The sequence below is a fragment of the Rhodococcus sp. HM1 genome (assembly GCF_023218075.1).
Classification (GTDB): domain Bacteria; phylum Actinomycetota; class Actinomycetes; order Mycobacteriales; family Mycobacteriaceae; genus Rhodococcus.
The window spans coordinates 218,207-230,619 of sequence record NZ_JALPTB010000002.1; the positions used below are offsets into that span (position 1 = coordinate 218,207).

General features: G+C 69.9%; 13 protein-coding genes. 5 read left to right on the forward strand and 8 right to left on the reverse strand.

Annotated elements, in window-relative coordinates:
* Positions 1-38: 38 nt before the first annotated feature.
* On the forward strand, positions 39-704 hold the full coding sequence (gene deoC / locus M1M07_RS02165; RefSeq protein ID WP_248673169.1) for a deoxyribose-phosphate aldolase: 666 nt from the start codon (positions 39-41) through the stop codon (positions 702-704).
* A gap of 13 nt (positions 705-717) precedes the next feature.
* Here the strand turns inward: deoC and M1M07_RS02170 are convergent, their stop codons facing one another.
* A complete protein-coding gene (locus M1M07_RS02170; protein ID WP_248673170.1) occupies positions 718-1,458 on the reverse strand; it encodes a DUF2993 domain-containing protein in 741 nt (246 codons plus the stop codon).
* Positions 1,459-1,562: 104 nt separating this feature from the next.
* Here M1M07_RS02170 and M1M07_RS02175 point away from each other — a divergent pair, with 104 nt between their 5' ends.
* On the forward strand, positions 1,563-2,180 hold the full coding sequence (locus M1M07_RS02175; RefSeq protein ID WP_197256606.1) for a type IV toxin-antitoxin system AbiEi family antitoxin domain-containing protein: 618 nt from the start codon (positions 1,563-1,565) through the stop codon (positions 2,178-2,180).
* A gap of 58 nt (positions 2,181-2,238) precedes the next feature.
* On the opposite strand, the gene M1M07_RS02180 is transcribed toward M1M07_RS02175, so the two are convergent.
* Genes M1M07_RS02180 through M1M07_RS02190 form a run of 3 tightly spaced genes read right to left on the reverse strand, consistent with a single transcriptional unit; the run spans position 2,239 to position 4,078 of the window.
* Positions 2,239-3,015, reverse strand: coding sequence for a class I SAM-dependent methyltransferase (locus tag M1M07_RS02180; protein WP_197256608.1), 777 nt, complete (start codon positions 3,013-3,015; stop codon positions 2,239-2,241).
* Positions 3,016-3,028: 13 nt separating this feature from the next.
* Complete coding sequence (locus M1M07_RS02185; protein WP_197256610.1) at positions 3,029-3,529, reverse strand: DUF2505 domain-containing protein; 501 nt, start codon at positions 3,527-3,529, stop codon at positions 3,029-3,031.
* A 42-nt stretch (positions 3,530-3,571) separates the two neighbouring features.
* A complete protein-coding gene (locus tag M1M07_RS02190; protein ID WP_197256612.1) occupies positions 3,572-4,078 on the reverse strand; it encodes a DUF2505 domain-containing protein in 507 nt (168 codons plus the stop codon).
* A gap of 24 nt (positions 4,079-4,102) precedes the next feature.
* On the opposite strand from M1M07_RS02190, the gene M1M07_RS02195 reads away from it, so the two are divergent.
* Both M1M07_RS02195 and M1M07_RS02200 read left to right on the forward strand, forming a co-directional pair.
* Positions 4,103-5,197, forward strand: coding sequence for a UDP-N-acetylmuramate dehydrogenase (locus M1M07_RS02195; protein ID WP_308200757.1), 1,095 nt, complete (start codon positions 4,103-4,105; stop codon positions 5,195-5,197).
* A 48-nt stretch (positions 5,198-5,245) separates the two neighbouring features.
* Positions 5,246-6,418 (forward strand): Ig-like domain-containing protein, encoded by a 1,173-nt coding sequence (locus tag M1M07_RS02200; RefSeq protein ID WP_248673171.1) that lies wholly within the window; start codon positions 5,246-5,248, stop codon positions 6,416-6,418.
* 15 nt (positions 6,419-6,433) lie between these two features.
* Here M1M07_RS02200 and M1M07_RS02205 read toward each other — a convergent pair whose 3' ends face one another.
* From M1M07_RS02205 to M1M07_RS02220, 4 genes are all read right to left on the reverse strand, one after another.
* Positions 6,434-7,480, reverse strand: coding sequence for a DUF2804 domain-containing protein (locus tag M1M07_RS02205; protein ID WP_197256614.1), 1,047 nt, complete (start codon positions 7,478-7,480; stop codon positions 6,434-6,436).
* A gap of 29 nt (positions 7,481-7,509) precedes the next feature.
* On the reverse strand, positions 7,510-8,259 hold the full coding sequence (locus M1M07_RS02210) for an SDR family NAD(P)-dependent oxidoreductase (protein WP_197256616.1): 750 nt from the start codon (positions 8,257-8,259) through the stop codon (positions 7,510-7,512).
* 68 nt (positions 8,260-8,327) lie between these two features.
* Entirely contained in the window at positions 8,328-9,134 is an 807-nt protein-coding gene (locus tag M1M07_RS02215; RefSeq protein ID WP_248673172.1) for a biosynthetic peptidoglycan transglycosylase, read from the reverse strand.
* Positions 9,135-9,634: 500 nt separating this feature from the next.
* Positions 9,635-10,579, reverse strand: a complete 945-nt coding sequence (locus tag M1M07_RS02220) for a TauD/TfdA family dioxygenase (protein WP_197256621.1) — start codon at positions 10,577-10,579, stop codon at positions 9,635-9,637.
* Positions 10,580-11,060: 481 nt separating this feature from the next.
* On the opposite strand from M1M07_RS02220, the gene M1M07_RS02225 reads away from it, so the two are divergent.
* On the forward strand, positions 11,061-12,290 hold the full coding sequence (locus M1M07_RS02225) for an ROK family transcriptional regulator (protein WP_248673183.1): 1,230 nt from the start codon (positions 11,061-11,063) through the stop codon (positions 12,288-12,290).
* Positions 12,291-12,413 lie beyond the last annotated feature (123 nt).

The window sequence follows — 12,413 nt, forward strand, 5'->3', positions numbered from 1 at the left end:
GGGACGGGGCGGCAGGGAAGGTGTGGGAGGCTGGCGGCATGCCGGACACCGCACACACCCGCGCCCAGGTCGCCGCGATGATCGATCACACCCTGCTCAAGCCGGAGGCGACCGCCGCCGACGTGCGCGCGCTCGTCGACGAAGCCGTCGAACTCGGGGTGTACGCGGTGTGCGTGTCCCCGTCCATGCTGCCGCTGCGCGCCGAGGGCGTCACCGTCGCGACCGTCGTGGGATTCCCCTCGGGCAAGCATCATTCTCTGGTCAAGGGCGCCGAGGCGCGGCTGGCCGTCGAACAGGGCGCGCGGGAGGTCGACATGGTCATCGACGTGGGCGCGGCGGTCGCGGGGGACTGGAACGCGGTGCTCGCCGACGTCCTCACCGTCCGCGAGGCCATCGGTTTCGACCCCGTCCTCAAGGTCATCATCGAATCCGCGGTGCTGTCCGACGACGCGATCGTCGAAGCGTGCCGCGCGGCCGAACGCGCCGGTGCGAACTTCGTGAAGACGTCGACCGGGTTCCATCCGGCCGGCGGTGCGTCGGCGCACGCGGTGCGGTTGATGGCCGAGACGGTCGGTGGCCGGCTCGGCGTCAAGGCCAGCGGCGGCATCCGCACAGCCGAGGCGGCGCTGGAGATGATCGACGCCGGCGCCACCCGGCTCGGCCTGTCGTCGTCGCGGGCCGTGCTCGACGGACTGCCGGACTGAGCGGGCAGCTGCCTCAGATCAGGCTGCAGCCCTGCTGTTGCTGCTGACCTTCCTGCGGGGCCGGCATCGTGAAGCGGCCGCCCTCGAGGGTGAGGTTCACACCGTTGTCGTCGACGGAGACCGCGGTGGCCTGCATGCCGAGCGGATACTGCTGCAGACCGGTCGCGAGGATCTGCACGACACCGTCGACGAGCGCGGTCGGCAGACCGAACCCCAGCACGGACGCGTCGACGGTCTCGACCGAGACCACGCCGCCCTGCACGACCGGGCGCACCGTGAACTCGGCGAGACCGGCATCGCCGACGGTGAACCGCAGGGTGCCCGCGTCGGCGTCGGGGGTGACGGCGGTGACGAGAGAGCCGAGGCCCTGGCTCTGAACGGTCGCGAGAATGCCGGTGGCGGGCCACACGACGTCGGCGCGGGAGCTGCCGATCGTGCCGGCGCTGTCGGCCGTCGCGTTCAGATCGACGTCCTTCGCCACGGCGTGGACGGTCATCTCCTTCGCGGGACCGAACGCGGTGTCGTCGCTGTCGAGCGTCACCGACGGAACCTTCTTGTCGATCGCCTGCAGCAACACCGGTTTCCAGCTGAGATCGACGTCGACGCCGGTTCCCAGTTCGGATTCGAGCGATTGTGCGAGGCAGGTCGTCGCCCGGTTGCGGACGTAGACCTCGGCGCCGACGAGCACCGCGACGAGCGCGACGACGACCACGGCGGCGACGGTGGCGAGAGTGGAGCGCTTCGAGTTGGGCATGAGCCCGATTGTTTCCGACAACTCTGAGGATCTTCTGAGCCGCGCGCGGCAACCTGCCCTCGAATTTGTGAGCTGGGCCACAATTGTTCGGTACTGTTGGCGGCATGACGAGCTGGACGGGTTCTGGATACGGGGCCTCCGGGCGGGCCGATGCGGACGAAGCGCTTCGTCGACTCGCACTGACGCAGGCCGGATTCTTCACCGCCCGACAGGCGATCGGGCACGGTATCGACGCGGACGCGTTCGTCACGCGCATCGATGCGGGGCTGTGGATGCGCGTCGAGAACGACCTGTTCCGGCTCGCCGAGAGCCCTCGCACGAAGTTCGACGAGTTCGCGCAGTGGTGTGCGTGGTACGAGGGTGCCGCGGTCGTGTCGCACCAGAGCGCCGCGGAGCTGCACGCGATGGGTCACCTGCAGCCGCGGTTCCTGCATCTGTCGACGCTCGATCAGCGCACCGTGCCGAGCAACCGGCTCGCGCTGCACCATCGGGCGTTGTCGAACGAGGACTGCGAGATGGTCGGGTGCTTCCGCGTGACCACCCCCGCGCGCACCGCCGTCGATCTCGCCGCCGGGGGGGTGTCCCAGGAGGTGCTCGACGAACTGGTCGGTGACGCCCTCGCGATCGGCCGTGTCGATTCCGACCAGCTGCATGCCGCGGTCGCGAACCAGCCGGCTGCGGTCGCCGACCGCATCGAACTCGCGTTGCTCGCGGCCGGTTGAGCGGTGTGTCTTCGTGGCGCCTGGGGCCGCCACAAAGGCACACCAGCGCGTAGCGCACTCAGCTCGGCGCGACCGTCTCCCACGGCACCGTCAGCACGCAGTCGCGCAGGCGGCGACGCTGCGGGGCGACCGGAATTCCCTGCCCGCGCAGCAGATCGAGGGTGGCCCGCCAGCGGACGCGCGGCCCGAACGCGGCATGCGGAGCGGCGGTCGCCCACGCCCGATCGGCGGCCTGCAGCAGATCGTGGATCCGCTCGCCGGGAACATTGCGGTGGATCAGCGCTTTCGGCAACCGCTCGGCCAGGTCGGACGGGGTGTCGATGTGGAACGGACTCCACGCCAGCGTCAGGCTGCGCGGACCGTCGCGATCCAGCAGCACCCACGCGCAGCGCCGGCCCAGTTCGTCACACGTGCCGTCGATCACCAGACCGCCCGGCGCCAGCCCCGACCGCAACCGCTCCCACACGGGCGCGACCGCGTCCTCCGGGTACTGCCGCAGCACGTTGAACGCGCGGACCAGCACCGGCCGCAACCCGGCCAGCTCGAAGCCGCCGCGCGCGAAACGGACTCCGTCGCGGCCGGGAACCACCCGCTCGGGGTCGATCTCGAGGCCGACCATCCGCACGTCGGGGCGCACGGTGCGCAGCCGCGACGCCAGCTCCAGCGTGGTCACCGGCATCGCGCCGTAGCCGAGATCGACGACCAGCGGATCCGGTGCCGACCGCAGGACGCGGGCGATACCGGAATGGTGCACGGCCCAGCGGTCGCTGCGGCGCAGCCGGTTGATGCCGGTGGTGCCGCGGGTGACGACACCTTCCGGGCGTAGCGTTCGCACTGTCGGGACCGGCCTACTGTCCTGCCAGCCAGTCGGCCGTGATCTCCGCTTCGGTGCGGAACAGGTCGACGAGGTTCTGCAGCATCAGCTCTTCGAGCTTGCCGCCGATGAACGGCAGATGCACCTTCGCCTCCGACGTCGTGCGCAGCGTGCACCCGTCGTCGCCGGCGAACAGTTCCATCGTGCCGGTGAGGCTGCCCGGTCCGGCCGGGATCGACGCCTCGTAGCGTCCGGTGGCCTTCCCGTCGAACGGGCTGTAGGACTCCTTGCGGGTGATGACCAGGTCCTTCTTCATCACCGTCTGCGCGATCTCCGGCAGTTCGGACCGGGGCAGGATGTGGTGCAGCACCAGCGAGATGCCGGAGTCCGACGCCTCGAAGGACTCCACGTGGTTCTGCGAATACTTGCGCATCTCCACCATCCGGGCCTCCCAGTGGGCCGGATCGCGCAGCGCCTCGTACACCCGCTCCGCCGGATACGGATAGCGGGCGGAGTAGTTCATGCGCCGTGCCACAGCGGGCCAGGGTACCGGTTCGCCCCGGTCACGCGAAAATCGTCAGGAGCCGGATCGGCCCAGCCAGCCGGCTGTGAACTCCTGCTCGGCGTCGAACAGTTCGACGAGTTGCTCGACGATCATGCCCTCGATCTTCCCGCCGAGGAACGGGATCTTCACCTCGACCTCGCCGTCGATCTCGACGACCGTCCCGGTCCGGCCCGGCGCGAGCGTGAAGGCACCCTCGACCCTGCCGGGCATCCCGTCGACACCGGCCGAGAACCGGCCGCGGGCACGCTCGCCGTCGAGCGGCTCCCACGATTCGTGCCGGTGGATGACCAGGTCGCCGGGCCGGATGCTGGTGACCACGCTCGGCAGGTGCTCGGCGGGGATGGCCTGCGTCATGTGCAGGTCGATCGTTCCGGCGGAGGTCTTCACGTCCTCGATGGTGGCGCCGGGGCCGCCGACCCGCGCCAGGCGCTCACGCCAGTATTCCGGGTCGACGAGCGCCGCGTGCACGTTCGCGGCGGGGAACTCGTAGTGCGCGGAATGGTCGATAGGGGTACCCATGGCTCGTCACGCTACCGTTTGCGGGTGTCCGATCCACGTATCGCTGCCCGCCTCGCCGAGTCGGGAGCCACGGTGTCCGAGCAGGTGCCGCTGTCGACCCTGACGACGCTGCGGCTCGGCGGACCCGCCCGAGTTCTGGCCGAATGCGCCACCACCGACGTTCTCGTCGACGTCGTGCGCCTGCTCGACGCCGAGCAGGTGCCGACGCTGATCCTGGCCGGCGGATCCAACCTCGTCGTCGGCGACGCGGGATTCGACGGTGTCGTGGTGAAGATCGCGACCACCGGCGTCGAACTCGACACCGACTCGGTGCGCATCGAAGCCGGCGCGGTGTGGGACGACGTCGTCGCCCGGACGGTCTCGGCCGGGTTCGGCGGCCTCGAGGCGCTGTCCGGGATTCCCGGGTCCGCCGGGGCGACCCCCGTGCAGAACGTCGGGGCGTACGGGGTCGAGGTCGGGTCGGTGCTGCGGCGGGTGCGGCTGCTCGACCGCCGGACCGGTGAGGTGCGCTGGGTGGGTCCGGAGCACCTGGGTCTCGGATACCGGACGAGTGTGCTCAAGCATTCCGACGCGGCGCTCGTCGTCGACGTCGAGCTCGAGGTCCGGCCCGACGGGTCGAGCGCGCCGCTCGGCTACCGCGAGCTCGCGACCGCGCTCGGCGCAGAGGAGGGTGAGCGCCGCCCGGCCGCGGAGGTGCGCGAGCAGGTGCTGGCGTTGCGTCGCGGCAAGGGCATGGTGCTCGACGAGACCGATCACGACACGTGGAGCGCCGGCTCGTTCTTCACCAACCCGGTCGTGCCCGAAGGCGCGCTGCCCGCGGTGCTCGCGGCGATCACCGAACGCGTCGGCGCCGATGTGCGGATCCCGCAGTTCCCCGCGAAGGGCGGCACCAAACTGTCCGCGGGCTGGCTCATCGAACGTGCCGGATTCGGCAAGGGCTTCCCGTCGGCGGACGCCCCCGCGCGGCTGTCGACGAAGCACACGCTCGCACTGACCAACCGCGGGAACGCGACCGCCGCGGATCTGGTGGCGCTGGCCCGGCAGGTGCGGGACGGGGTGCAGAAGGTGTTCGGTGTGCGGCTCGAGCCGGAACCGGTGCCGGTCGGCGTCGAGATCTGAATCCGCCGAGGTCCGGGTCACATCTGCCCCGCGCGTACCGTGGAGAGGGTGCACGACCTGCGTAAACGGACAAATCGGTTGGTGTGGCTCTGGTGCCTCGCTCTCGTCGCGGTGCTCGCCGCCTGCTCGACGTCGAACGGCGGTTCGATCGCCGGCGACCCGCAACCGGCCGTCGGGGCCACCATGAACCCGGCAGACGGCGCCACCGACGTGGCTCCCACGGCACCGATCTCGGTGACCGCGACCGACGGCACCCTCACCGATATCGCGCTCACCAACACCGAGTCCGGGGTCGTCGTCGCCGGTGAACTCGCCGCGGACGGCCACAGCTACACCGTCACGGAACCGCTCGGATACGGCGCGACCTACGAATGGTCGGGGTCCGTGATCGGCGCAGACGGTGACGAGGTCGCGGTGGAGGGCAGTTTCTCGACCGTCGAACCGGACGAGGTGGTCTCCGCGACCCTCAACATCGCGGACGGTCAGGAGGTGGGGATCGCCGCGCCGATCATCGTGCAGTTCGACGGTCCGATCGAGGACAAGGCCGCCGTCGAGAAGGCGCTCGTGGTCACCACGAACCCGCCGACCGAGGGTGCCTGGGCGTGGCTGCCCGACGACAACGGCGGCGCGCGGGCGCACTGGAGGCCCCGGCAGTACTGGGCGCCCGGTACGACGGTGAGCCTGGACGCGCGGCTCTACGGACTCGCCTACGGCGACGGCGCGTACGGCGCCGCGGACCTGACCCTCGACTTCGGTATCGGCCGCAGCCAGGTCGTCGTCGCGAACGCGCAGAGCCACCGCATGCAGGTGGTGCGCGACGGGCAGACGGTCATGGACATCCCGGTGAGCTACGGCGAGGGCTCCGAGGCCCGCAACGTCACGCGCAGCGGCATCCACGTGGTCACCGAGAAGCACGAGGATTTCCTCATGTCGAACCCGCCGTACTACGAGAACGTGCGCGAGCGCTGGGCCGTGCGGATCTCCAACAACGGCGAGTTCATCCACGCCAACCCGCTCACCACCGGCCAGCAGGGCGCCTCCAACGTCACCAACGGGTGCATCAACCTGTCGATGTCCGACGCGCAGGAGTACTTCGCGATCGCGATGTACGGGGATCCGGTGGAGGTCAGCGGCACCTCGATCGACCTGTCCGAGGCGGACGGGGACCTGTGGGACTGGGCCGTGGACTGGCAGACCTGGCAGTCGATGTCCGCGTTGTAGGTCTTCCGGGCGGGTCTACCAGCGGTTGCGGACCTCCTCGGCGAAACCGAGCAGGTTCTCGATCTCGAGGCGGGTGCCGTCGTCGAGCAGCACGTGTCCGCTGAACCGTCCGAACACCTGATGCTGGGTGGACCGCACGACGAGCGCGTTGACGTCGGCGGCGCGATCGACGATCGGCTCGAAGTCCATCTCGAAACGGCTGTCGTTGCTCGTGAAACGCCACGGCGCGCCGTCGTAGCTGCCGTGCGGACGGTGGAAGTGCACGCGGTCGAGTTTGTGTGCGACCCCGTCGTGGAAGAGCATGTTCTCCGAGGCGGCGGTGGTGTCGCCGAAGCCGTAGCCGACGTTGAAACCGAACCGCTTTCCCTCGTGCAGCCCGGACGCCGAACCCCAATACCAGGTGTTGTCGTAGGTCCACACACCGCGGCCCCAGTCGAGGACGCCGAAGGTGGACGCCGGGTCGAACTCGTGCCGGACACCGCGGACTTCGATCGTGCCCGCCGCGGGCAGGCAGTTGATCTTCTGGTTGTAGTAGAACGCCTTCGGGGCCCGCGGGAACGGTGTAGCGATCACCATGCGGTCGTCGTCGGGCTGCTGCAGCAGCAGGTCCCCGGACAGGCCGCGGCCGCCGTCGAAGCCCGGATGGTCGACGATGAGGCGGCGCCCCTGCGTCTCGTGGCGGAACTCGACGCGCAGCGCGCCCCGGCGCACGACCACGTCGCCGGTGTCGGCGCTGGACGGCATCCGCATCCGGCCGAGCGGGAACGGGATCAGCTTGTTCTCGGTGGTTTCCGTGCCGGCGGCCAGATCCAGCCAGCTCAACCCGACCAGGCCCATGTACCCGTTGTCGGCGACCGTCAGCGCGAGTCCGACCGGACCGGAAGCGGGGTCGGAGGTCGGGTCGGAGACGATGCAGTAGTAGTCCCACTCCTTGATGCGCAGCCGCGACGCCGAGATCCGCGCCCGGTCGTAGGTGCGGATCTCGGCGGTGGCCCAGCCCGCCTGCTCGAGGTGGCCGCGGTCGTCGAGCAGTGGCCCGGGCGAAAGACGCTGCTGCTGCATACCTCCAGAGGTTAGTTGCTCACGCGGTGTTATTTGCTCACGCGATGGAACCGGCCCGCACTCGCCTGATCACGCGGCTTGACGATGATCTGGTCCAGGTTCACGTGCGAGGGGCGCGATGCGACGAACCCGATGATCTCGGCGATGTCCTGTGCGACGAGCGGCGTGATGCCCTCGTACACCTTGTCGGCACGTTCCTGATCGCCCTCGAATCGCACGAGCGAGAACTCGGTTTCGACGGCGCCGGGGGCGATCTCGGTCAGCCGCACCGGCTTGCCGAGCAGCTCTCCGCGCAGCGTCCGGTGCACCACCGCCTGTGCATGCTTGGCGGAGGTGTATCCGGAGCCGTTGTCGTACGCCTCGAACGCTGCGACCGACGTGATCGTCACGATCAGTCCGTCCCCCGACTCGATCAGCTTGGGCAGCAGCGCCTTCGTCACGCGCATGGTGCCGATGACGTTCGTCTCCCACATCCAGCGCCAGTCGTCCTCGTCGGCCTCGGCGACCGTCGCCAGTCCCTTCGCGCCACCGGCGTTGTTGACCAGCACGTCCACGCGCGGCAGGACGGTGGTGAACGCGGTGACCGAATCCTCGTCGGTGACGTCGAGTTCGAGTGCGGTGCCGCCGATCTCCTCGGCGAGTTTCTCGAGGCGGTCGAGTCGGCGGGCACCCACGACGACGTGGTAGCCCTGCGCGGCGAGAGTGCGGGCGGTGGCTTCGCCGATCCCGGACGATGCCCCGGTGACGACGGCGACGCGCGAATCTGGGGAGATACTCATGCGTCGATCCTAGGACGCGCCCGTGCCCGTCACCGGGCGGCGGCGCCGCGCCTCACATGCCCCCGGACTCACATGCCCCCGGCGGAGACGAAGCCCGGATCTTCGACGGCGAGCCGCTCACGGACCGAGTCGGGCATCGTCGAGCACGAATCCGCGCTCGGGCGGGCGTCGGCGTGATCGGCTGCGGAGTCCTCGATCCCGAGCGACGCCGTGATGTTCTGCCAGCCGCCCCACGCGTCGAAGCGGGCCGGAAGGTCGACGTTGGCGGCGCCGTTGATGTGGAATGCCGCGCTCGGATACGGGGCGTCCGGCGAGGTGTCGACGCCACCGCCGGGCAGCCGCACGACGTCCTCGGGGTTCGGCAGCATCCCGGCCAGCTGCATCGCGTGATAGGGGTACATCTCCGACGGTGGCGTGTCGAAGTAGTACCAGCTCGCTGCGCACACCCCGTAGAGGTCGGGTCCGAACTGCGCGTAGTTCAGGTACAACTCCATGATCCGCGCGTCGGACATGGTGGCCCGCAATGCGACGGACGGCACCACCTCGACGGCCTTGCGCAGCATGCTCTGGTCCGGGGTGAAGAACATGTTCTTCGCGAGTTGCTGGGGGATCGTCGAATACGTCTGCTGACGCTCGCCGGACAGGACGGCGGTGGCGCGGTCGAGGAAGTCACCCCAGTGGAACGCCTGCTTCCGTAGTCCGAGCAGGTCGTCCTCGTGCGCGACGGCGGACGCGATGACGTAGCGGCTGATGTGGTCGATCGAGACGTACTGGTAGGCGATGGGTCCGTCGTCGATCCGCATGAAGTTGGACTGTGACGGTGTCCACCAGCGCAGCGACGCCGCGACGACGGCCATTCCGGACAGCGGCAGCACCACGACCCCGGCGGCCGCGACCGCTGCGACTCGCAGTCGTCGACGACGTCGGCCGGCCGCAACCGGAGGTGTGTCCGGTTGCGCGGGGCGCGGCCACGTCGGGGCGCTCGGCCGGGACGGTGCAGGACGCCACTGCAGCCCGCGGCGGGGCGATGACTGCGGTGGCGTCCGGTACTGCGGATTCGGGGGCGGTCCCGGCCGCGGCGCAGACCCGGGTGCCGCGGACCCGGCAGTTCGGGACCGGTACTGCTCGGACCCGGCCCGGACAGGCCGCGGCCGGTACCGGTCCCGGGTGGCCCGGCACCGGGGGCAGAGGCCGTCCACGACCTTCTCCCCGGGTCGCGCCCACCGGCCGCACGCGCACCTGCTCGGCCACCACATCCGTCAACTCCGTCCCGCTCACCGTGTCACCGCATTCCATAGTGGCGGGTGCGGTCGGGGACGGCCGTATCGGATCGATCACTCTTGCCGGCGTCGGCCGGAGTGCGACCCGTCCGCCCCTATCGGGCGGGTGCGGTGTCGGTCTCGACGATCGAGTACTCGCCGGCGTCCCCGGCGAGCGGACGGCTGCGCTCGCCGTGGATGTTCACCGGGACGTCCCCGGCCAGGGTGATGCGGTGCAGGCGACGGTACTGCTCGTCGTAGTCGGCGACCGCGTAGTGCTGGGTGGCGCGGTTGTCCCAGATCGCGACGTCGCCGGGCTGCCAGTTCCAGCGAGTGGTGTACTCGAGCTTCTGGTGGTGGTCCTGCAGCAGCCGGAACAGGGCGTGGGACTGGTTGCCGCTGAGACCGACGAAGTTCTTGACGAAGTGGCCGAGCAGCAGCGACCGCTCCCCGGTCTCCGGGTGCACCCGCACCACAGGATGCTCGGTCTCGAACAGTTCGGAGCGGAACTCGTCGCGGTACTCGGCGGTCCGTTCGGTGGCACGCTCGGCGCTCTCGGCCGCGTAGTCGTAGACATTGGTGTGGACGGCCCACAGGTTCTCCACGAGCGCCTTCAGTGGAGCCGGGAGTCCCTCGTACGCGGCGACACCGGACGCCCACACCGTCGACCCGCCGTACTCGGGCAGGGTCACCGCCCGCAGGATCGACGCCTTCGGAATGCGATCGACGAACGAGACGTCGGTGTGCCAGCTGTTGGCCTTGCCGTAGTCGGAGTCGATCGGCAGGATCCGGACTCCGCGGGACTTGACGGTCGGGTGCGCGGTCGTCGGTGTGCCGAGCAGTTCCGCGAACGCGTACTGCGCGTCGTCGTCCAGGTGGTCCTGCCCACGGAAGAAGATCACCTTGTGTTCGCCGAGCGCACGGCGGATCAGTGCGACCGTCGCCGGGTCGAGGTCGCCCCCGAGCCGGACGCCGTCGATGCGGGCACCGAGATGTGCGCCCAGTTTCACGACGGTCGGGGTGGTCGGGACGGTGGTGGGGGATGCGAAATCGACGGACATGACTGGCCTTTCGCGAGGAAATGGGTGGATGCGCCCATGCAAACATCAGGTCCCTCATGGCAGAACCATTCGACTCAGCCTGATTCGGGGTGGTCGGCGCCGCGAGAATTCCCTACCTTTTCGGCCTGAATTGGACAGCCGCGTCCGCACGCGTTATGTTCGACGGCATGTCAGCAGGCCGCCACTCCGCCCCGCGGGTCACGTACGTGACCGCCGCGCTGGGCTCGCGCTTGCCTCTGGCACGGGAACTCTGTTGTCGTTGTCACGGTGCCATCCAGTAGTTTCGCGCCGGGTCCGAGCCTGTTCTGGCTTTCCCTCTGATCGACTGTTCGACGACGTCCACGCACGTCGCAGCGGTTCGGCGCGTTCATGACCGTGTCACGCCAGCCCGTCCGGGCCGAATCACGAGGATTCCACACCTGTGTCGACTTCCACGCTTCCCGTCCAGTCCGCTCGCACCTCCACCACCGGTTCCCGTCGCATCGCGCAGACCGCGACCGCCCGGGCCCGTTCCACCGCTCGGGTGCAGATCGTCGCGCCGGACCTGCGGATCGCCGACGGCACCGCGGCATCGGTGTTCCGGGTCGCCGCGGCCCGCGGGCCGGTGTCCCGCGACGTCGCCGCCAAGGTCACCGGCCTGAGCATCGCCACCGTCAACCGGCAGGTCTCGGCACTGCTCTCGGCCGGATTGCTCCGTGAGCGTGCCGATCTCGCGGCCTCGGGCGCCATCGGCCGTCCGCGCGTCCCGTTCGAGGTCGACCACGAGCCGTACCTGACCATCGGCATCCACATCGGTGCCGTCGTCACCGGGATCGTCGCGGCGGATCTGCGCGGGCGTATCATCGGTGCCGTCGAAATCCCCACGCCCCGAGGCGATCAGGATGTCGTCCTGGGGGCGATCACCGCGAGCGCGCGGTCGTTCGCGTCCCGCTGGCACCGCCGCACCCCGCTGTGGGTGGGGGTCGCGCTCGGCGGCCGCGTCGACTCGGAGACCGGCCTCGTCGACCACCCGCGGCTCGGCTGGAGCGGCGCGCGTGTCGGCGCGATCATCGGCCGCGGTATGGGTCTCCCGGTCTCGGTCGCCGCGCACGTCGAGGCGATGGCCGCGTCGGAACTGCTGCTCACCCCGGATCGTGAGGCCGACGTCAAGGGCACCGGCCTCTACTTCTACGCTCGCGAAACCACCGGTATCGCAATCACTTTCGACGGCCGCGTGCACACCCCGAACGGCGGTCCCGGGTCGATCGCGCACCTGCCGACCGGCTCGACGGCCGTGTGCTCGTGCGGTGCGACCGGCTGCCTCGAGGCCACCGTCAGCGACCGGGCGGTGCTGCTGAAGGCCCGCGAGGCCGGCCTGCTCGGCGACGTCGAGGATCCGACGATCGGCGCGCTCTACAAGCTCGCCCGCGAGGGTTCGGCGCCCGCACACGAGATCCTCGTCGACCGTGCCACCGTCCTCGGCCGCACCGTCGCGATGCTCCGCGACCTGTTCAACCCCGACCGCGTCACCCTCGGCGGCCAGGCGTTCACCGAGTACCCCGCCGGTGTGCCGCACGTGGCCGAGGCGTTCGCGCGGGCATCGAACCTGCCGCGCAAGGACATTCGCATCACCGGGTTCGGCAACCGGGTGCAGGCGCATGCGGCCGGCGTGGTGTCGTTGAGCTCGCTGTACTCCGATCCGCTCGGCTCGATGCGGCGGTCGCGCGGCTAGTGCCTCGTCAAGCAACCTTGGCCGTGTAATGCGGGTACTCGGTCCACGATCGGATCGGTGAGTCCGGGGCGAACCGGGTCTTCGGCTCGGCACGAGCATTGCGCCACCGCACGTATGCGGCGA

Bases quoted from the DNA above. Each gene is read 5' to 3' on its own strand.
- deoC (WP_248673169.1), top strand. From the start codon at position 39: ATGCCGGACACCGCACACACCCGCGCCCAGGTCGCCGCGATGATCGAT.
- M1M07_RS02170 (WP_248673170.1), bottom strand. From the start codon at position 1,458: ATGCCCAACTCGAAGCGCTCCACTCTCGCCACCGTCGCCGCCGTGGTC.
- M1M07_RS02175 (WP_197256606.1), top strand. From the start codon at position 1,563: ATGACGAGCTGGACGGGTTCTGGATACGGGGCCTCCGGGCGGGCCGAT.
- M1M07_RS02190 (WP_197256612.1), bottom strand. From the start codon at position 4,078: ATGGGTACCCCTATCGACCATTCCGCGCACTACGAGTTCCCCGCCGCG.
- M1M07_RS02205 (WP_197256614.1), bottom strand. From the start codon at position 7,480: ATGCAGCAGCAGCGTCTTTCGCCCGGGCCACTGCTCGACGACCGCGGC.
- M1M07_RS02210 (WP_197256616.1), bottom strand. From the start codon at position 8,259: ATGAGTATCTCCCCAGATTCGCGCGTCGCCGTCGTCACCGGGGCATCG.
- M1M07_RS02220 (WP_197256621.1), bottom strand. From the start codon at position 10,579: ATGTCCGTCGATTTCGCATCCCCCACCACCGTCCCGACCACCCCGACC.